This is a genomic window from Allohoeflea poritis, from assembly GCF_027889715.1.
Taxonomy (GTDB): Bacteria; Pseudomonadota; Alphaproteobacteria; order Rhizobiales; family Rhizobiaceae; genus Hoeflea_A; species Hoeflea_A poritis.
The window spans coordinates 523956-542425 of record NZ_JAPJZH010000001.1; the positions used below are offsets into that span (position 1 = coordinate 523956).

Sequence of the window (18470 nt, forward strand, 5' to 3'; positions counted from 1 at the left end):
AGCTGCATTTGCGCGAGCCAGCGGAGCCATGAATGCGTGAAAAGACAGATGCGGCGCCGGCACATACCCCTTGCGGGGATGTGCCGAACAGCAACCAGGACGATGTTTTGACAGCCGTTGAGGAAACGGCGGAGGAGAACGGTCCGCCGACCGACCCGGTCTGCGGCATGCAGGTCAATGTGACAGAGCACACGCCGCGGTCGCAATTCGGTGGCGAGGATTATGTGTTTTGTTCGGCGAAATGCCACGAGACGTTCGACACGGACCCTTATTTCTACGCCTCCGGAAACGCAAAGCGCATCAAGCAGGTGGCGCATGCCGATGCCACCTACACCTGCCCCATGCATCCCGAGATCATTCGCGATGAACCGGGCTCCTGCCCGATCTGCGGGATGGCTCTCGAACCGGTCGGCGTCGTGCCGAATGGCCCCAACGAGGAGTTGGTCGATTTCACACGCCGGCTGATCGTCAGCCTCATATGCGCCGTTCCCCTGCTCGTTCTGACCATGGGGCCGATGGTCGGGCTTCCCGTTCGCTCGCTCTTCGGCGAGCGATTGGCGATCTATATCGAATTCGTTCTGGCCAGCCCGGTTGTGCTCTGGGCGGCCCTGCCCTTTTTCGAGCGCGGCGTGCAATCGATCCGCACGCTGAACTTCAACATGTGGACGCTGATCACGCTCGGCGTGTGCGCCGCTTACGGATACAGCGTTGTCGCCACCTTCGTGCCGGGACTGTTTCCCGACCGGTTCCAGATGGACGGTGGTCATGTGCCTGTCTACTTTGAGGCCGCTGCGGTCATTATCGCTCTGATCTTCGCGGGCCAGGTGCTCGAATTGCGGGCGCGCGAGCGCACAGGCGATGCCATCAGGGCCTTGCTTGATCTCGCTCCCAAGTCGGCCCGGCGTATTCTTGATGACGGCTCGGAATACGACGCGCCCCTGGAGAACGTTCTGGAGGGCGACCGTTTGCGCGTAAGGCCGGGCGAGCGCGTTCCTGTCGACGGGATTGTGATCGATGGCCGCAGCGCCGTCGACGAAAGCATGATCACGGGTGAACCGGTGGCGGTTGAGAAAACCGCCGGCGATCCTGTGACAGGCGGAACGCTGAACAAGAACGGCAGCCTCGTCATGGAGGCAAGGCGAGTCGGCAGCGAAACGACGCTCGCGCAGATCGTTGACATGGTGTCGAGCGCGCAGCGCTCGAAGGCATCGATCCAGGGACTGGCCGATACCGTCGCGTCCTATTTCGTCCCGGTTGTGATCGCGGTTGCCGTGATCGCATTTTTCGTATGGCTTGCGGTCGGCCCGTCTCCGGCGTTCATTTTCGCGATGATCTCGGCGGTTTCCGTGCTTATCATCGCCTGCCCCTGCGCGCTTGGCCTCGCGACGCCCATGTCCATCATGACGGCCACCGGACGCGGTGCGCAGGCCGGCGTGCTGGTCAAGGACGCCGGAGCCCTGGAGAGCCTCGCCAGCGTCGATGTGCTCGTCGTCGACAAGACCGGAACGCTCACCGAGGGCCGTCCGAAACTGACCAACGTCATCAGCCTCTCGCGGCACAGCAAGGACACCATCCTGAAGCTAGTCGCCACGCTTGAAAAAGGATCCGAGCACCCGCTCGCCGAAGCGATCGTTCAGGGCGCGGAAGACGCAAAGCTGACACTGGAAACGATGATCAATTTCGAGGCAATGACCGGCAAGGGTGTAGCGGGCAAAGTGACCGGACGCGAAGTGGCGCTCGGCAATGATGCGATGATGGAAGCACTGCAGATCGACCTGTCGGCGGCCAGGCCGGTGGCGGACGGCCTGCGACAGGAAGGCAAGACCGCGATGTTCGTGGCCATAGAGGCCGAATTCGCCGGCATCGTAGCGGTCGCCGATCCGATCAAGGCCAATGCGGCCGAGGCCATCCGGGCCTTGCACGAACAGGGCCTGACCATCGTGATGGCGACCGGTGACAACGAGACGACCGCCAACGCGGCCGCAGCGCAACTGGGAATCGATCAGGTCAATGCCGGCGTTCTGCCTGCCGACAAGAAGCAGCTTGTCGATGACCTGAAGTCGCAGGGCAAGCGTGTGGCCATGGCCGGCGACGGCGTCAACGACGCACCGGCGCTTGCCGCCGCGGATGTCGGCATCGCCATGGGAACCGGCGCGGATGTCGCTGTCGAAAGCGCGGGCATCACTTTGTTGAAGGGCGACCTTTCGGGGATCGTGCGGGCGCGCAAGCTGGCGCGCGGCACCTTGCGCAATATCAAGCAGAACCTGTTCTTCGCGTTCGCCTACAATACGGCGGGCATTCCCATCGCCGCAGGCGTACTCTATCCGCTGACCGGCAGCCTGCTGTCGCCGATGATCGCCGCGGCTGCCATGAGCCTGTCATCGGTTTCGGTCATCACAAATGCGCTGAGACTGCGGACGATCAAGCTGTAGAGGCTCAAACCGGAAAATGGTCCGGCTCGCTCAAGTACCCTCCAACCGCTGCAGCACGCCTTCGCACCATGCGATCCAGCCTTGCTCATACTGGATGCCGAGTTCCAGCCCCATCAGCTTGCCCAGGTCTTCGGGCGCTGGCTTTCCGTCGCTGAAGCGCACGTCGCGGATGTGATGATACTGCCCAAGCTGTTCGCGATGTGCAGCAAGGCGCGCGCGGATCTGCTCGCGCAGGGCATCCTTGTCGACATATTCGATGGCCTGCAGCCGCACGAGCAGATCGTCCTTGATCAACGGCAGGGCGACCGGCTCGCGCGACCAGTCCTTCAGAGCCTGCTTGCCCGCATCGGTGATGCTGTAGACAAAGCGGTTGGGCTTGCCGGACTGAACCTCCTCGGCCGATGTCACATAACCCTGCCCGCCGAGCTTTTTCAGTTCGCGATAGATCTGCGGATGGGTGGCCTTCCAGAAGAACGCGATTGACGTGTCGAAGAACTTGGCAAGGTCATAGCCCGACATCGGGCGCTCGGTCAGGCATACGAGAATGGCGTGTGAGAGGGCCAACTTTAGAACGACTCCATTTTCTCTTGTCTTTTTTATTGAACATAGCATATATGTGTCAATGCACATATGAATTGCTTTGCAGCAGACGGGAGGACGCTGATGACACCTTTACCGGGATTGAGTCCGGCAGCGCAGGAAACGCTCGAGCGCTGGCACGGCATGCTCCTCAATCGGGATACCGGCGGCCTTGCCGAACTCGCATCCGACGAGATCATCTTCCGCTCTCCGGCTTTCTTCAAACCCTATCCCGGTAAACAGGCCTTCGTCTTCATCATCACCACGGTGTCCGGAATTTTCGAGAATTTCCGCTACGACAGGCAGTTTGCAACGGCCGACGGTTCAAGCGCCATTCTCGAGTTCTCCGCCAATATCGGAGACAAGTCGCTGAAGGGTATCGACATGATCCGCTTCGACGATGAGGGAAAGATCGTTGAATTCGAGGTGATGATCCGCCCCGCCAATGCACTGGCCGTGCTCGCACAGAAGATGAGCGAGAAGGCCGGACCGTATCTGATGAAAACGGGCGCCGCCACCGCCTGACATCTCAAGCCAGATCGCGTTTCCAGAGGGATCGACCATGAGCCAGTATCCGCACATCTTCACGCCGCTTGACCTTGGCTTCACCACCCTGCCCAACCGCATCCTAATGGGCTCCATGCACACGGGGCTTGAGGACCGCAAGGCGCATGATCGCGTCGCCGCCTATTTCGCGGAACGTGCCCGCGGCGGCGTCGGACTGATGGTGACGGGCGGGGTCTCGCCGAACGAGGAAGGTGCCGCCCTGCCCGGCGCCGGCAAGCTTTCGGTCATGGAAGAAGTGGCCGAACATGTTCCGACAACACAGGCCGTGCATGCCGAAGGCGGCAAGATCGCCATGCAGATCCTGCATTCGGGTCGCTATGCCTATCATCAGGGCGGCGTTTCGGCATCGGCGATCAAGTCACCCATCTCACCCTTCGCCCCCATCGAACTGGATGAGGCCGGCATCGAAAAGCAGATCGCCGATTTCGCCAACTGCGCGACCCTTGCCCGCGAAGCCGGTTATGACGGCGTCGAGATCATGGGCTCGGAAGGCTATTTCATCAACCAGTTCCTGGTCACCCACACAAACAAGCGCGAAGACGATTGGGGTGGCGCATACGAGAACCGCATGCGGCTGCCGATCGAAATCGTCAAACGGGTGCGCCAGGCGGTCGGCGAGGATTTCATCATCATCTACCGCCTGTCGATGATTGATCTGGTGCCCAACGGCTCCACCTGGGACGAGGTCGTCCAGCTTGCCAAGGCCATCGAGGCCGCTGGCGCGACGATCATCAACACCGGGATCGGCTGGCATGAAGCGCGCATCCCAACCATCGCGACATCGGTGCCGCGCCGCGCTTTCACCTGGGTGACGAAGAAGCTGATGGGACAGGTCTCGATCCCGCTGATCACTTCCAACCGCATCAACGCGCCTGAAGTCGCCGAACAGGTGCTGGCGGATGGTTGCGCCGACATGATCTCCATGGCGCGCCCTTTCCTTGCCGATGCGGAATTCGTTAAAAAAGCCCAGGAAGGTCGCGCCGACGAGATCACGCCCTGCATCGCCTGCAATCAGGCCTGCCTCGACCACACCTTCCAGATGCAATTGTCGACCTGCCTCGTCAATCCGCGCGCCTGCCATGAAACCGAACTGAACTACCTGCCAGCGGACAAGCCGCGGCGCATTGCCGTGGTCGGCGCCGGCCCGGCCGGGCTTTCAGCGGCGCTTGTCGCGGCCGAACGCGGCCACGAGGTCACGCTCTATGACAAGGCACAGGAGATCGGCGGCCAGCTCAACATGGCCAAGCGCATACCGGGCAAGGAGGAATTCGTCGGTCTCGTCGACTATTACAGGCGCCAACTCGAACTTAAGCAGGTACGCACGGTGCTCGGCACTGCCATCGATCCGGACTCACTGAAAGATCAGGGCTTCGACGAGGTCATCGTCGCCACGGGCGTGCTGCCGCGCGACCCGCAGATCCCCGGCCAGGATCACCCCAAGGTGCTCAGCTATATCGACGTCCTTCGCGACAAAAAGCCGGTGGGCAAGAAGGTCGCGGTCGTCGGTGCCGGCGGCATCGGCTTCGATGTTTGCGAATATCTCGCCCATGAGGGTCATTCGCCGACCGAGGATCTCGATTTGTGGAAGAAGGAATGGGGTGTTGGCGATCCTTCCGAAACGCGTGGCGGGCTCAGTCCGGCGGGCGCGCAACCCGACCCCTCGCCGCGCGAGATCACGCTGCTGCAGCGCAAGGCAAAAAAGCACGGCGCCGGCCTCGGCAAGACCACCGGCTGGATCCACCGGGCGGCACTAGCCATGAAACAGGTCAAGATGCTCGGCAATGTGAACTACGAGGAGATAGGCGACCAGGGCCTGCGCATCTCCTTCGGCGAGGAACGCCGCGATCCCCAATGGCTGGACGTCGACACGATCGTCATCTGCGCGGGGCAGCTCTCCGAGAACAGCCTGGCCGAAGCACTCAGCAAGCGCGGGATCGACAGTCAAACCATCGGCGGCGCCTTCAAGGCCGGCGAACTGGATGCAAAGCGGGCGATCGACCAAGGCAGCCGTGTCGCTGCCGCGCTCTGACAATTGCGCCTGCCGCACCGGGGTGCGGCAGGCCTTGCTTCACAAATGCAGTTGCAAATGCGGGTTTCCGTTTGACGTCTTCTGCTGCGTGGTGCCACGCGAGTCGATGATCGCCTTGACCCTCTGCCGGTAGGCGGAGAAGCTGTCGAAGGTCACCACGTCGACGGGCTCGTCGAAGTGCAGCGTGATCCGAAAACGGTCATGGGCCGGCAGCGCGTAGATACCCAGCACCCGCCCCGTGAAGGGCTGGCCGAGATAGGTTCCGCTGACCGCCTCGCCCACATATACGGGCGCAAGCGGCGGCGTGTTGGACGCCCGCGCGCTGATGGTATTCCAGTCCTTGAAGCCGTACTGATGTGCAACGGCTTCCAGCGCCCTGGAATGGCTCATGGACTGACCTTGGCGCTCCAGCGACTTGCGCAGCCGGCGTGCCTGGTCTTTCAGTGTTTCAATCGTCGGTAATGCGTCGTTCATTCTTCGCCTCATACGAATAGCGCATCACGGTAAATGAAGGTGCTCGCATTGCCATCGATCCAGATGCTCTGAATTGGCGTTGAATGTCTGTTGGAGGGCTTCACCATGGCTTTCGCCAGCGAGCGGCAGGCGCCTCTTGCCGAGGAACGCTAGATGGCGACGCGGGGCTTGATTGTCAAGCCCGGTGCACGGGCCAAACATGAAAGCCTTTCACATTCGGCGCTTGAACGAACCTCGCGGGATACATAACTGCAATGAGCAGCATTGCGGAGACTCAATGAAAATCCTCATCCTGACAATCGGATCGCGCGGGGATGTGCAGCCCTATGTCGCCCTCGGTAAGGGATTGAAGGCAGCGGGCCATGAAGTGACGCTTGCCACCTGCGAGCGGTTCCGCGAATTCATCGAAGACCACGGCTTAACCTACGGTCATATCAGCGACGACCTGATGAAGATCGTCGATTCCGATGAAGGCAAGGCGCTGATGGAGGACACGACCAATATCGTGCGAACCGTTTCGGCAATGATCCGCATGCGGCGGCAGGTGGCGCCGCTTCAAAGGCAGGCAATCGAAGACAGCTGGGCTGTCGCGCAGGAATTCATGCCGGAGCTGGTCATTTTTCATCCCAAGGCCGTGCTCGGTCCGGCGATCGGCGAGAAGCTGGGCATTCCGTGCATCCTTGCATCCCCGATCCCGATGATTGTTCCGACAGGCGAATTTCCCTGTGTGGGCTTCGCCGATCTGGGCCTCGGCGGTTGGTACAACCGCCTCGGCTACAGCATCGTCAATTTCTTCATCAAGGTGTCGGCGGGAAAGGATGTGCGCGCCTGGCGCGAGGCGACGAACACGCCCGTCAAACGCGTCAATCTCGATTATCTTGCCGACCAGGACGGCAATACGATCCCTGCATTGCATGCGATCAGCGAGCACGTGCTGCCAAGGCCCGGCGACTGGCCGCGAACCGCGATCATGTCGGGATACTGGTTCCTGGATGCTGAAGACGACTGGCGGCCCTCGCGGGAACTGAGCGATTTCCTTTCAGGCGGCTCCCCGCCCATCTATGTCGGCTTCGGTTCGATGGCCGGTCGAAATCCCGAGCGGCTCGCCGCCGCCGTCATCGGCGCGCTCCAGAAAACCGGACAACGCGGCCTTCTTGCAAGCGGCTGGGGCGGTCTCAGCGCCAGTGACCTTCCGGATAATGTCTTCATGATCGACCAGGCGCCGCATGACTGGCTCTTCCCGCAGGTCGCCGCCGTTGTTCACCACGGCGGCGCCGGCAGCACTGCGGCCGGCCTTCGCGCCGGAAAACCGACGCTTGTCTGCCCGTTTTTTGCCGACCAGCCTTTCTGGGGCAAGACCGTTCGACGGCTCGGCGCCGGCCCGGAGCCGATCCCGCAAAAACAGGTCACGGCCGACAAGCTGGCCAATGTGTTCGACCAGTTGATCTACAATGAACGCATGCGCGAACGGGCAGCGGCCATCGGAGAACGGTTGCGGTCCGAGGATGGTGTCGCGACTGCCGTCTCCTTCGTTGAGAATATCGCTGAGCGCACCGCGCAGCCAACTAAGGCAGCTTGAATTCGGGGTTGTAAATAAGCCCGACGACATTACCCCACGGGTCGCTGACGCCGGCGACCACGATCTCACCGCCGACATTCGTCGGTTTCTCGACAACGCTCGCGCCCAGCGCCACGAAATGCGCGACCGCCTCCTCGATATTTTCTACGCCCCAGTAGGTCAGGACCGTGCCGGCTTTGCCGTCCGCCGGCGTTTCATCCGGCATCAGCCCCAGCTCGTAGCCCGCTACGTTGAAGCCGACATAGGACGGTTGGTCGAAATAGGGCTTCGTGCCGAAAGCGTCGCTGTACCAGGCCTTGGCCTTTTCCAGATCGGCTACCATGTAGATCGTGGTTCTGAGACCGAGGATGTTCGATGACATGATCAATGCTCCTGACGTTACTGATGTTTCGGGGCGGATATCCTGTTGCCGGCCGATTGGCCTGGAAAGCGTCACTGCCCGGAATTGATTCTCCCTACAATCTGTTCTCATACCGGTTTCGCGAACCGGCGAACACAAACGAACGCCGCGCTCCTGACATTCCTGTCAGGATCAAAACCGGCCCTGCAAACATTGCTCCCGAACGGCGGCTACCCAATATTCGATTGTCGTTGTGCGCGGCATTGGAACGTGCTGTAGGTTCTCCACGCCGTTTGGCCACGCTAACCAATTGATCGACGATGCAAGACGACATTCCAAATCAAGAAGATATCCGCAATGCCGCGAAAGCGATCGAAGGCGAAATCATCCGCACGCCAATGCTGCCGCTTCGACAGGACGCGTTTGCCGACCTTTTCGGCGATGCGCGCTCGGTTTCCATGAAGCTGGAGCTGTTCCAGCATGCGGGATCCTTCAAGGCGCGCGGCAATCTTCTCGGCATCGGCGCGCTCTCGGCTCAGGAACGGGCCGCCGGCGTAATCGCCGCCAGCGGCGGCAATCACGCGCTCGCCGTTTCCTGGGCGGCCGCCAAGCAGCATGTCCGTGCGACGCTGGTGATGCCGAAGGCGACGGATCGGCTGCGTGTCGATGGCTGCCGCAAGACGGGCGCCGAGGTAATTCTCGTCGACGACATCGCTGCCGCATTCGAGGAGATGAACCGGTTGTCCGTGGCCGAAGGCATGACGGTCATGCATCCTTTCGAGGGGATACACATGACTCTCGGGGCAGCCACGCTGGGGGCGGAAATCATCGAGGACCTTCCCGGGCTTGACTGTATGATCGTCGCCGTCGGCGGCGGCGGGCTTATCGGTGGTGTCGCCGCCGCAATCCGGCAGAATAAGCCCGATTGCGAAGTCATCGGCGTCGAGCCGTTTGGCGCCGACAGCCTGTCACAGAGCTTCGAACGGGGCGAGCCGGTCCGTATCGGCAAGGTCGACACGATTGCGGACAGCCTCGGATCGCCCGCCGCCCTGCCCTTTTCCTATGCGGTCGCCCGGAATTTCGTCAGCCGCATCGTGCGCATCGAGGACGGCGCGATGCTTGATGCCATGGCGCTGATGCGCGATGGGTTGAAGCTCGTGGCGGAGCCCGCCTGCGCCGCGGCCCTTGCCGCCGCCACCGGGCCGCTGCGCCGGCAGCTTGCCGGAAAGAATGTCTGCGTTCTCGCCTGCGGCTCCAATATCGGCGCGGCGCGCTACAACGCCTTACTGGATGGCCGGTGATACGGACGTACTGCCGATCAACCGCCGGGTCCTTTCGATCCATTCCCTGGTGCGTCCTTCCGGATCGTCATTCAGCGTGATGTCGGTCACGACGGCCGCACTGTCGGCACCTGCTGCAAAGACACCCGGCAGACGCTGCGGATCAAGGCCGCCAATGGCAACGAGCGGCAGTGGCGCGGCTTGTTTTTTCCAGTCGGAGATGCGTTCCAGCCCCTGCGGCGCCCAGCGCATCTTCTTCAACCGCGTCTCGTAAATGGGGCCCAGGGCGATGTAGTCGGGTACTGCCGAGAGCGCCGTTTCAAGTTCCGCTTCGTCGTGGGTGCTGATGCCGAGGCGGATACCGGCGGCGCGGATATTGCGAAGATCGGCCGCGGCAAGATCCTCCTGCCCCAGATGGACAAAGTCGCAATCCAGTTCGATCGCAAGTTGCCAGTAATCGTTGAGGATGAGCTGGCAGCCATGGCGTTCGCAGACGGTCTTGGCTTCGGCGATCTCGCGGCGCATCGACATCTCGTCCATGTCCTTCATGCGAAGTTGCACCAGGCGCACGCCGAGCGGCACAAGACGGCGAATCCAAGCGGCGCTGTCGACTATGAGGTAGAACGGATCGAGCTTCACTGGAATGTCGCCATGCCGATGACCGGTGTGGATGGAACGGCAAAATCGCGTGGCTCGAGCAACCCGGCGTGCCAGGCGGTCCGTCCGGCCTTGATCGCGCCGGCAAAGGCTCGGGCCATATAGACCGGATCGCCGGCGCGAGCCACCGCGGTATTCAGCAGCACCGCGTCATAACCCAGTTCCATGACGGTCGCCGCGTGGGACGGGCGACCGATACCGGCATCGACAATCAGGCAGATATCGGGGAAGTGAGCGCGCATTGAACGCAGCGCGTCGAGGTTCACCGGTCCCCTCGCCGAACCGATGGGAGCGCACCAGGGCATCAGCACGCGGCAACCGGCATCGAGCAGCCGTTCCGCGACGACCAGGTCGTCGGTCGTGTATGGAAAGACGTCGAACCCCTCGTCACACAGGATCCTTGCCGCCTCCACCAGTTCGAACACGTCCGGCTGCAGCGTGTCATGATTGCCGATGACCTCCAGCTTGATCCAGTTGGTGCCGAAGACATCCCGGGCCATCTGCGCCGTCGTGACGGCTTCGCGCGCCGTGTGGCAGCCGGCCGTGTTCGGCAGCACCGGCACGCCGAGCGATCGGACCATGGACCAGAATATTCCGCCCGGGCCGGCCGCTGCAGTATCCTGCGCGCTCTCGCGCCTCAGCGATACCGTTACAGCGCACGCGCCTCCGGCCCGGACGGCTTCGCCAATCATTTCTGGCGAAGGATATTGCGCGGTTCCGAGGATCAACCGCGATGAAAGCTTTTTGCCATAGACCTCCAGCATCTCAGCCTCCTTGCATTGGCGAAAGGATCTCGACGCGATCGCCCGGACGAAGCGCATATGCAACTCGGTCGTCGCGCCGGATGACGACACCGTTCACCGCCGTCGCCAGCCAATCGCCGTCATAGGAAAGTTCGGTCAGCAGCGTGGCCAGATCACGCGAAGCGACATTGGCGGGCTGCCCGTTGACGATCAGGGAAATCTCACGCATGCGCCGCCTCCCCTATTTTCAGGGCCATGGACGCCGCGTCGACGGCCAGCGCCGGGGCCAGCAGAAATCCATGCCTGTAGAGGCCGTTAATGCTGATCGTATCGCCATTGCGGGATACGCGCGGGAAATTATCGGCAAATGCCGGTCGAACACCGACACCGATCTCGACAATTTCCGCATCGCCGAAAGCCGGATGCAATGCATAGGCCGCATTCAGCAGTTCCATGACGGAACGCGCGCTGGCGCCGCCGTCGGATGTGCTCTCGACCATCGTTGCGCCGACCATGAAAAAGCCGTTGCCGCGCGGCACGACATAGACCGGGATGCGCGGGTGCAGCAGCCGTACCGGCCGCGACAAATGAAGGCCGACGGCCTTGAGGATCAGCATTTCGCCGCGCACGCCCCGCAACCCGCGGACCGGGCTTGCCATGCCCGTGCAATCGATCACCGCATCGAAGCCGTCCATATTGGCGTCCCGGTTGTCGAGGTGGAACCGACAACCGCTTTGCACCAGGCGTTCCTGCAGCGACCGCATGGCCGCGCGCGGATCCAGATGCGCTTCGTTTTCGAAAAAGAGCCCGCGTCGGAATCGGCCGGCCAGAACAGGTTCCAGCACCCCGATCTCCCCTTCGTCCACCGGTTTGTGGCCGCAAGTCCGCACGGCGAACCGGTCCAACTCGGCGCGGTCACGCACCGGTGCGACCACAAGCGTTCCCATTCGTTCGACATGACCGTGCGCCGCCTCGGCCCACCAGTCTGCCGCCCCGATGCCGAGCCGGGTTACTTTTTCATCGGCATTTTCGCCTTCGCACCAGGGTGCCAGCATGCCGCCCGCGTACCAGGAAGCCGCGCCGCCGACCCTGCCGCAACGGTCGGTGACCGTCACATCCGCTCCGTGCCGGCACAGCTCCCGGGCCGATGCCAGACCGGCGACGCCCGCACCCTTGATCAGAACTTTCATGGTCTGTCATCCCGGTCGGATGCTTCATCCGCATCGAGGCGTGTCAGCGGCAGCGTGCAAATCAAATCGGCCTCCATCGTCCCAATCGACGTGGATCCAGAAATGCCGGAACAGGTATGGAATTTGCGCTGCCATTGTCCGCCGAACGGCTGTCTGCCCGCAACGCTCGCACCATCCCTACGCCAGCATGAACTGGATCAGGTTCAACGGGTCACTGCGCCGCTTGCGCCAGCAGTATCTCAGCCCCTTGCCGGGACCCCCCTGGTGAATGTCAGAAGAAGAACAACATGGAGACGCCTTGTCAAGCCAATCCCTGTCCGGCGGCAAAGCTTCGCAGAACTGTCTTATTGTTGCGGAGCGATGGTGTTGCGCCTGCGACATAGAAACGCAATCTCCAAATTGCCCCCAATTTGGAACTTTTAACGCTTTCATTCGAATGTCCGCCTGATATTTTCCGCAGCCGGATGACACTCTTGGCGTTTCTGACGGAGTATTCATGAAAGGCTTCAACGAGGAGACCGTGCTGTCGGTCCATCACTGGAACGACACACTGTTCAGCTTCAAGACGACGCGGGATGCGGGTTTTCGCTTCCGCAACGGCGAATTCACCATGGTCGGGCTTCAGGTCGAAGGCCGGCCGCTCATGCGTGCCTATTCGATGGCCAGCGCCAATCATGAGGAAACGCTTGAATTCTTCAGCATCAAGGTCCCCGACGGTCCGCTGACCTCAAGGCTGCAGCATCTCAAGGAAGGCGAATCCGTGCTGATCGGCACAAAGCCGACGGGTACGCTTGTCACGGACCACCTCCTGCCGGGCAAGAACCTCTACCTTCTTGGAACAGGAACCGGCCTGGCACCGTTCCTGAGCCTGATCAAGGACCCGGGGGTTTATGAAGCCTTCGAGAAGATCGTGCTGGTTCACGGGGTTCGCTTCATCAAGGATCTGGCCTATCAGGGCTACATCACGCACGAATTGCCCAATCACGAATATCTGGGCGAGATGGTCAAAGATCAGCTGATCTACTATCCGACCGTCACACGCGAGCCCTTCCGCAACAATGGCCGCATCACCGAGCTCATGGAAAGCGGAAAGCTGTTCGACGATATCGGTCTGCCCCCGATCGACAAGGAAAACGACCGGGTGATTCTATGCGGCGGACCGCAAATGCTGGACGACACGCGCAACTTCTTCGAAAAACGCGGCTTTACCGAAGGCACGCGCTCCCAGCTGGGCAGCTATCTGATCGAAAAGGCGTTCGTGGAAAAGTGACGCGATGCGCAGGTCATTCGGCCTGCTTTTCGCGTTTTGTCTTGCTTGGAACCAACTTCATTTCCGGCACATTCCCGAGATAATCTTGTAACGGCGCTCCTGCGAAACTGTGAGCGTCGTTATTTTGACCGCATATGATGCTACAGAAGGCGCGACGATCTTTTCAACATTGACGGACCTGCGGCGGGCATGCCCGAAAAAACTGATAGCGACCCAAACAGCCGGCCCTTCGTGCGCTGGATGCTGATTCCGGCGCCGCTGGCCGTCGTCGCGATCGCGCTACTGGTCTATATGATGGCGCCCTACCTGCCGCGGCTCATCTATGAAGGCTATCCAGCGCAGCACTGGCCGGCATCCGGGTCTTATGCGACCGTGCGCGGCACAGCGGAACCGAAACCTCACTGGATCGCCGCATCCAAGGCATTGAACGCGCGGGCGCAAGACCTGTTCGAGCAAAATGGCGGCACCGCGTTGCTGGTGTGGCAGGGCGGCCTGTTGCAAGCCGAGCACTATGCACCCGGTTTCGACACGAAAACGCAATTCAACTCGTTTTCGATGGTCAAATCGCTTGTTGGCGCCCTCGTTTTGCGGGCCCATGCGGAAGGCCGCATAGCCGAACTTTCCGATCCCATCGGCAACTATTTGCCCAATATCGGCAACGCCCGCTTTCGCAGCGTCCCGGTTGAACAATTTCTGACCATGCGGAGCGGAGTGGTTTTCGACAGGAATGGCTCCAAGGCCTTATCCAGCAACGAACCGAAGCATGTCGACAGCAGATCATTGAATCCGTTCGGCCCGAATGCACGGCTGCATATGCAGGGCCTTGATGCACTGGCCACCAGCCTGCGCACGGATGCAAGCCGTGCCGGCCAATATGACTACCAGAATGTCAACACGGCCGTCCTCGGCCGGCTTTTGTCGGCCATCTACGATCGGCCGCTCGAGGACATCCTTGCAGACCAGATCTGGCGACCGAGCGGCGCGGCCAATGCCCATTGGCGCCTGGCCGGTGAAGGAAAGCCCGTATCGGCCTATTGCTGCCTCTTTGCGACGGCACGTGACTGGATAAGGGTGGCGATCTTCCTCTCACACAACGGCAAGCCGAATGAACCGTTTCTTCCACCGGACCTGTGGCAGCAATATTTCGGACATGCGGTGACACAAGCGCAGCGCCGGCTGGGGCACTACGGCACCCAGATTTTTCACAATGTTCTCGACCGGCAAGGCGAACCGCTGCAAGGGCCGTTCACTTACATGCTGGGGCGCGGCGGCCAGACCACCTACATGATGCCGCAACACGATCTTGTTGTCGTGCGGTTCGGCGAACGCATACCGCTTCTGCACTCAACCCTCTATGCGGCCTGGGACAGCGTAAGCACGGGCATGTCGCAATCTAGTTCTCAACGGTCAGCCAGCTCTTCGGAATAATGTCCGGGTTGGATTTCTCCGGATCGGCAAACCATTTTTCCGGTGCGACCACGATCTTGCTTTCGGACGGGTTGAGCCAGGCGCCCCACCAGGAAAAGGAACTGTTGGCAACGATATGATGTCTGCACGCGGACATCAGTCGCATGTCCTCGAAATTGCGATCGCCGCTGTTGTGATCCACGACACGGATGTCAAAAGGCAGTTCAAGGTTGGCGGCGGCCCATTGCGGCTCATCGGAGAACACGTAGAAAACCGGATTTTCATCCATGCGTTCCGCTATAAGCTTTGCCGCCCTTTTATAGTAAGCCAGTGAACAGGTGCCATGCAGGGCATTGGCCTTTGGATTGGTGACGTAATCACCACGCCTGATGTGCAGTGAGACCGCCGGCTCCGCTCCCATCTGCCGCAACAAGGCGGTATTGGCTTTATCGGGAGGCGTTTTGACCGAAAGCTCCTGCCGCAGCCTTTGCGCAAAGTCGCAAAAATAACGCTCAGACTGCCAGTACCCGTGCAGGAAGACATCGCCCGGCAGTGCAATGACCTTCGGGTCGAAGGCCATGCCCTGCTCGCGGACAATTCTCGGCGGAAGTTTCAGCGCACGCCACACAAGATAGCGCAGGCGTTGCTTTTTTGACGGAGGCAATTTCCCGGCAGCAACCTTGCCGGAAACAACATTCAGGTGGTGCAACCCCGGCTCCTGGCCAGGCCCGGCAAAGAAATCCCGTTCGTCCAGAACAAGTTCGTTGCCGGTGCGCAGCGCCAGCGCCCGCCCACAGGCATACTGAAACATCTGATTGCCGAGCCCGCCGAAAATGCGCGTAATGACCATGCAAGCCGCCGGTTATCTAGTCGTCATCGACGTCATTTGCTTTGCCGCCATCTGCTTTGCCCGAGAGGTAAGGTTCAAGCCGGGAATTCCTGCCCCGCAGTGTCTTCCATACCAATGGCGCGTGCTTCCCGGCAAATGTTTTACGCGCGTCGTCATAGTCGGGGCGATCGGGCACGACCCGGTGGTCGTGGGCTGTCAGGTTCTTTACCTCTCCCTTTGAAACCGTCCGGGCAACACGTCTCAGCCTCTGCCGATCCAATTTTTCGCTGAAATGCGCGCAAAGCGAGGAGAACTCCCGCTCCAAGTCCTCGCGCATGCGATCGTAACACAGCACCGTCTTGTGCTGCGTGAATGTTTCACTGAAAATCCACTTGTCGAGATGGCGCGCATAAAGATCGCTCCAATGCACAATGCGCGAAACATCGTCGACATTCTCGCCATGATAGGACAATTGCGAGAATATGGTGGCTACCGGTTCGCGATAAAGATAGACAACGTTTCGCCGTTCGACATCAAGATCGTGATCGTGCACATGGCAGGCGAGAAAATCGGATTTTTCGGGATAGTAAAACGCCCTGACAAGAGACGGCCGCCTGAAATAGAGTTCCATGAGCAGCCGCAGCCAGTGACTGCCGGTCCGCGGAAAGCTGACGATAAACGGATTGTCGGGATTTTCGGTGAACGACCGCACGAACCGGTCTTTGTACACAAAGCCCTCATTGCGGCTTTTTGCCTTCAGCGCGGCCTTGATGAGATAGATTCGCCGTGCGAGCTTGATGGGGTTGAATGTCATAGCATCGCTTCGTGCCGGCGAGACATCAAGCCGGCTGCCGCACACACTGATGTTCGCCCGTCGCCCCTTCCACAGCTTAGCTTATCAGCGGCATGCGTGAAAGGCGGTTCTCACGCGCAAAGACGACCCGTCACACTGTCTCGCGCGGCAGCACCACCTTTGCCGAAAGTCCACCTGCTTTGCGGTTCTCCAGCTTTAGCGTTCCGCCATGGGCCTGAATATTGGACCGGGCGATGGCCAGTCCGAGGCCGATGCCGCCGGTTTCCTCGCTGCGCGAATCCTCAAGCCGCAGGAACGGTTCGAAAACCTCTTCCAGTTGATCTCCCGGAATGCCAGGCCCGTTGTCGGAGATGGTGATCGTCACGTTTTTCGGGTCGGCGGCATATCCGATCGATGCTTCCTTGCCGTAGCGGACCGCGTTGTCGATCAGGTTGCGCAGCGCCCGTTTCATGGCGATGGGGCGGCAGGCGACAACGACCCTGTGTGCGCCCTGCCCCGGTCCGTCCTCCAGCCGCACCGGCTGATCCATGTCCTGGTAATCCGCGACGATGGCGTCAAGGAACTCCCCGAGATCGACCCGGCTCTGTTCTTCGCGCCTGGCCTCGTCGCGCGCCAGTGCCAGTGTGGCCTCCACCATGCGCTGCATTTCATCAAGCGTCATGATGATGCGGTTGCGGTTTTCCTCGTCCTCGATGAATTCGGCACGGATGCGCAGCGAGGTTATCGGCGTTCGCAGGTCGTGACTGATGGCGGCCAGCATGCGCGTCCTGTCCTGTACGTAACGCATCAACCGCTCCTGCATGACGTTGAATGCGTGGATCGCGCTTCTGACCTCATGCGGCCCGGCCTCCTTGACACTCAGCCCCTCGGCGCCGCGGCCGAGCTGGTCGGCGGCTTCCGCCAGATTGCTCAATGGCTTCGTCAGGCGGCGAACGGTAAAGGCGACGATGACAATGACGGCCGCGCCCATCAGTGCGATGGAGACAAAGAGGCGCGGCAGCGAGTTCGGCTGCATGTCCAGGCTGGACGCCATATTGAGCCAGCGGCCATTGTCCAGTTGCACCGACATGGCCACGACCAGCGGCACCAGTCGGGTTGCCGGCTTTTTCTTGGCCTGATCGGCCCGCTGACGGGCATGACGGTAGCGCGGCACCTCGACATTGCGTCCGACCTGCGTGCGCACCGCCCGGTCGGTGCCGATTTCCTCGGCGAGCGCCTGCTGGATACGCAAATCCGTGCGGCTGGTACCGCTCTTGGAAAGCGCCGGCCGGTTCGATATCCAGAAATAGGAAACCGGGCTGGATGCCGCCCTGCGGATCTGCTCGTGCAGTTCGGGCGGCGTGTCGTCGAGCAATTCGACGAGCGCGGCCGTGCGCGACACGACGCGGCCGCCGGCAAGTTCGAGCAATGCGCCGCGTCGCTCATCGGTGAAAAGCCACAGCGTGAAAATCTGCGAGACGACCACCGCCACAAGGATGAGACCGATCAACTGTCCGGCGAGGCTTCGCGGCAGCAGGCTGAGATGCTTCCAGCTCATGCGTCAGGATCCCTGACCGGCGCGGTGAATGTGTAACCGCCGCCCCAGACAGTCTTGATGAACTCGGGCTTCTTCGGATCGGGCTCGATCTTGCGGCGCAGGCGGCTGACCTGGTTGTCGATGGAGCGATCGAAAACATTGGGCGTGCGCCCCGTGGTCAGATCGAGAAGCTGATCACGCGACAGCACCATCTTCGGGCGCTTCAAAAACGCCACCAGCAACTGGAACTCGCCGGTCGACAACGGCACGATCACGTCGTCGGGTCCGATAAGGTGCCGTTGCGACAGGTCCAGCACCCATTTGTCGAACGCAAGGCGCTCGCTGGAAACGGGATCGCGTTCCTTCGGGACAAGGGAGGTCCGCCGCAGCACGGCGCGAATCCGGGCAAGCAGTTCGCGCGGATTGAAAGGCTTTGTCACATAGTCGTCCGCGCCGATTTCCAGACCGACCACACGATCGGTGTCTTCGGCCATCGCCGTCAGCAGGATGACGGGCGGCCCGCCCTTCTCGACCAGATGCCGGCACAGCGACAGCCCGTCCTCACCCGGCATCATGACGTCGAGCACCACAAGATCGATGGACGAGGCCGCCAGGATCTTGCGGGCCTGCGCGGCTCCATCGGCCATCGAGGAGCGCAGGCCGCTCTTGACGAGATAGCGGGCGAGCGTCTCGCGAATATCGCGATGGTCATCGACAACCAAAATATGCGCACTGATCTCATTCATCGCCAGGAACCTGAAATT

18 protein-coding genes and 1 riboswitch are annotated in these 18470 nt (G+C 61.0%); of the genes, 7 read left to right on the top strand and 11 right to left on the bottom strand.

What is annotated here, in order from left to right; all coding sequences use genetic code 11:
• Positions 1–32: 32 nt before the first annotated feature.
• Complete coding sequence (locus OOZ53_RS02675) at positions 33–2432, top strand: heavy metal translocating P-type ATPase (protein WP_271087754.1); 2400 nt, start codon at positions 33–35, stop codon at positions 2430–2432.
• Positions 2433–2462: 30 nt separating this feature from the next.
• Here the strand turns inward: OOZ53_RS02675 and OOZ53_RS02680 are convergent, their stop codons facing one another.
• Positions 2463–2996, bottom strand: a complete 534-nt coding sequence (locus OOZ53_RS02680; RefSeq protein WP_271087755.1) for a PadR family transcriptional regulator — start codon at positions 2994–2996, stop codon at positions 2463–2465.
• Positions 2997–3095: 99 nt separating this feature from the next.
• Here OOZ53_RS02680 and OOZ53_RS02685 point away from each other — a divergent pair, with 99 nt between their 5' ends.
• Complete coding sequence (locus OOZ53_RS02685; protein ID WP_271087756.1) at positions 3096–3536, top strand: nuclear transport factor 2 family protein; 441 nt, start codon at positions 3096–3098, stop codon at positions 3534–3536.
• Positions 3537–3573: 37 nt separating this feature from the next.
• Entirely contained in the window at positions 3574–5607 is a 2034-nt protein-coding gene (locus OOZ53_RS02690) for an NADPH-dependent 2,4-dienoyl-CoA reductase (RefSeq protein ID WP_271087757.1), read from the top strand.
• A 39-nt stretch (positions 5608–5646) separates the two neighbouring features.
• On the opposite strand, the gene OOZ53_RS02695 is transcribed toward OOZ53_RS02690, so the two are convergent.
• Positions 5647–6081 (bottom strand): glyoxalase superfamily protein, encoded by a 435-nt coding sequence (locus OOZ53_RS02695; RefSeq protein ID WP_271087758.1) that lies wholly within the window; start codon positions 6079–6081, stop codon positions 5647–5649.
• A 277-nt stretch (positions 6082–6358) separates the two neighbouring features.
• On the opposite strand from OOZ53_RS02695, the gene OOZ53_RS02700 reads away from it, so the two are divergent.
• Entirely contained in the window at positions 6359–7660 is a 1302-nt protein-coding gene (locus tag OOZ53_RS02700) for a glycosyltransferase (protein ID WP_271087759.1), read from the top strand.
• Here the strand turns inward: OOZ53_RS02700 and OOZ53_RS02705 are convergent.
• Positions 7647–8021 carry a VOC family protein gene (locus OOZ53_RS02705; RefSeq protein WP_271087760.1) on the bottom strand — a complete coding sequence of 125 codons (375 nt, stop codon included), beginning with the start codon at positions 8019–8021 and terminating at the stop codon, positions 7647–7649. The two genes, OOZ53_RS02700 and OOZ53_RS02705, sit on opposite strands and share 14 nt — an antisense overlap.
• Before the next feature lie 299 nt (positions 8022–8320).
• On the opposite strand from OOZ53_RS02705, the gene OOZ53_RS02710 reads away from it, so the two are divergent.
• On the top strand, positions 8321–9301 hold the full coding sequence (locus OOZ53_RS02710) for a threonine ammonia-lyase (protein WP_271087761.1): 981 nt from the start codon (positions 8321–8323) through the stop codon (positions 9299–9301).
• Here the strand turns inward: OOZ53_RS02710 and OOZ53_RS02715 are convergent.
• The 4 genes from OOZ53_RS02715 to OOZ53_RS02730 are packed head-to-tail and all read right to left on the bottom strand — an operon-like array spanning position 9284 to position 11870.
• Complete coding sequence (locus OOZ53_RS02715) at positions 9284–9919, bottom strand: thiamine phosphate synthase (RefSeq protein ID WP_271087762.1); 636 nt, start codon at positions 9917–9919, stop codon at positions 9284–9286. The two genes, OOZ53_RS02710 and OOZ53_RS02715, sit on opposite strands and share 18 nt — an antisense overlap.
• Positions 9916–10701, bottom strand: a complete 786-nt coding sequence (locus OOZ53_RS02720; protein ID WP_271087763.1) for a thiazole synthase — start codon at positions 10699–10701, stop codon at positions 9916–9918. Before OOZ53_RS02720 ends, OOZ53_RS02715 begins: the two co-directional genes overlap by 4 nt.
• 1 nt (position 10702) lies before the next feature.
• Positions 10703–10900: a sulfur carrier protein ThiS gene (thiS, locus tag OOZ53_RS02725; protein ID WP_271087837.1), complete on the bottom strand. Its 198-nt coding sequence runs from the start codon at positions 10898–10900 to the stop codon at positions 10703–10705.
• 1 nt (position 10901) lies between these two features.
• Positions 10902–11870, bottom strand: coding sequence for an FAD-dependent oxidoreductase (locus OOZ53_RS02730; protein WP_271087764.1), 969 nt, complete (start codon positions 11868–11870; stop codon positions 10902–10904).
• Positions 11871–12027: 157 nt separating this feature from the next.
• Positions 12028–12142: riboswitch (TPP riboswitch) on the bottom strand.
• Positions 12143–12366: 224 nt separating this feature from the next.
• Here OOZ53_RS02730 and OOZ53_RS02735 point away from each other — a divergent pair.
• Both OOZ53_RS02735 and OOZ53_RS02740 read left to right on the top strand, forming a co-directional pair.
• Complete coding sequence (locus OOZ53_RS02735; RefSeq protein WP_271087765.1) at positions 12367–13140, top strand: ferredoxin--NADP reductase; 774 nt, start codon at positions 12367–12369, stop codon at positions 13138–13140.
• Between the two features lie 189 nt (positions 13141–13329).
• Positions 13330–14568, top strand: a complete 1239-nt coding sequence (locus OOZ53_RS02740) for a serine hydrolase domain-containing protein (RefSeq protein ID WP_271087766.1) — start codon at positions 13330–13332, stop codon at positions 14566–14568.
• On the opposite strand, the gene OOZ53_RS02745 is transcribed toward OOZ53_RS02740, so the two are convergent.
• From OOZ53_RS02745 to OOZ53_RS02760, 4 genes are all read right to left on the bottom strand, one after another.
• A complete protein-coding gene (locus tag OOZ53_RS02745; RefSeq protein ID WP_271087767.1) occupies positions 14534–15397 on the bottom strand; it encodes an alpha-1,2-fucosyltransferase in 864 nt (287 codons plus the stop codon). The genes OOZ53_RS02740 and OOZ53_RS02745 overlap by 35 nt on opposite strands.
• 16 nt (positions 15398–15413) lie before the next feature.
• Positions 15414–16190 (bottom strand): hypothetical protein, encoded by a 777-nt coding sequence (locus OOZ53_RS02750; RefSeq protein ID WP_271087768.1) that lies wholly within the window; start codon positions 16188–16190, stop codon positions 15414–15416.
• A gap of 130 nt (positions 16191–16320) precedes the next feature.
• Positions 16321–17727, bottom strand: coding sequence for an ATP-binding protein (locus tag OOZ53_RS02755; RefSeq protein WP_271087769.1), 1407 nt, complete (start codon positions 17725–17727; stop codon positions 16321–16323).
• Positions 17724–18452 carry a response regulator gene (locus tag OOZ53_RS02760; RefSeq protein WP_271087770.1) on the bottom strand — a complete coding sequence of 243 codons (729 nt, stop codon included), beginning with the start codon at positions 18450–18452 and terminating at the stop codon, positions 17724–17726. The genes OOZ53_RS02755 and OOZ53_RS02760 overlap by 4 nt, the downstream gene beginning before the upstream one ends.
• Between the last annotated feature and the right edge of the window lie 18 nt (positions 18453–18470).

What these genes read in the sequence shown, in the direction of transcription:
- OOZ53_RS02760 (WP_271087770.1), bottom strand. Translation starts at nt 18,452, where the DNA reads ATGAATGAGATCAGTGCGCATATTTTGGTTGTCGATGACCATCGCGAT.
- OOZ53_RS02695 (WP_271087758.1), bottom strand. Translation starts at nt 6,081, where the DNA reads ATGAACGACGCATTACCGACGATTGAAACACTGAAAGACCAGGCACGC.
- OOZ53_RS02740 (WP_271087766.1), top strand. Translation starts at nt 13,330, where the DNA reads ATGCCCGAAAAAACTGATAGCGACCCAAACAGCCGGCCCTTCGTGCGC.
- OOZ53_RS02685 (WP_271087756.1), top strand. Translation starts at nt 3,096, where the DNA reads ATGACACCTTTACCGGGATTGAGTCCGGCAGCGCAGGAAACGCTCGAG.
- OOZ53_RS02755 (WP_271087769.1), bottom strand. Translation starts at nt 17,727, where the DNA reads ATGAGCTGGAAGCATCTCAGCCTGCTGCCGCGAAGCCTCGCCGGACAG.
- OOZ53_RS02745 (WP_271087767.1), bottom strand. Translation starts at nt 15,397, where the DNA reads ATGGTCATTACGCGCATTTTCGGCGGGCTCGGCAATCAGATGTTTCAG.
- OOZ53_RS02710 (WP_271087761.1), top strand. Translation starts at nt 8,321, where the DNA reads ATGCAAGACGACATTCCAAATCAAGAAGATATCCGCAATGCCGCGAAA.
- OOZ53_RS02690 (WP_271087757.1), top strand. Translation starts at nt 3,574, where the DNA reads ATGAGCCAGTATCCGCACATCTTCACGCCGCTTGACCTTGGCTTCACC.
- OOZ53_RS02675 (WP_271087754.1), top strand. Translation starts at nt 33, where the DNA reads ATGCGTGAAAAGACAGATGCGGCGCCGGCACATACCCCTTGCGGGGAT.
- OOZ53_RS02720 (WP_271087763.1), bottom strand. Translation starts at nt 10,701, where the DNA reads ATGCTGGAGGTCTATGGCAAAAAGCTTTCATCGCGGTTGATCCTCGGA.
- OOZ53_RS02750 (WP_271087768.1), bottom strand. Translation starts at nt 16,190, where the DNA reads ATGACATTCAACCCCATCAAGCTCGCACGGCGAATCTATCTCATCAAG.
- OOZ53_RS02700 (WP_271087759.1), top strand. Translation starts at nt 6,359, where the DNA reads ATGAAAATCCTCATCCTGACAATCGGATCGCGCGGGGATGTGCAGCCC.
- OOZ53_RS02735 (WP_271087765.1), top strand. Translation starts at nt 12,367, where the DNA reads ATGAAAGGCTTCAACGAGGAGACCGTGCTGTCGGTCCATCACTGGAAC.
- OOZ53_RS02730 (WP_271087764.1), bottom strand. Translation starts at nt 11,870, where the DNA reads ATGAAAGTTCTGATCAAGGGTGCGGGCGTCGCCGGTCTGGCATCGGCC.
- OOZ53_RS02705 (WP_271087760.1), bottom strand. Translation starts at nt 8,021, where the DNA reads ATGTCATCGAACATCCTCGGTCTCAGAACCACGATCTACATGGTAGCC.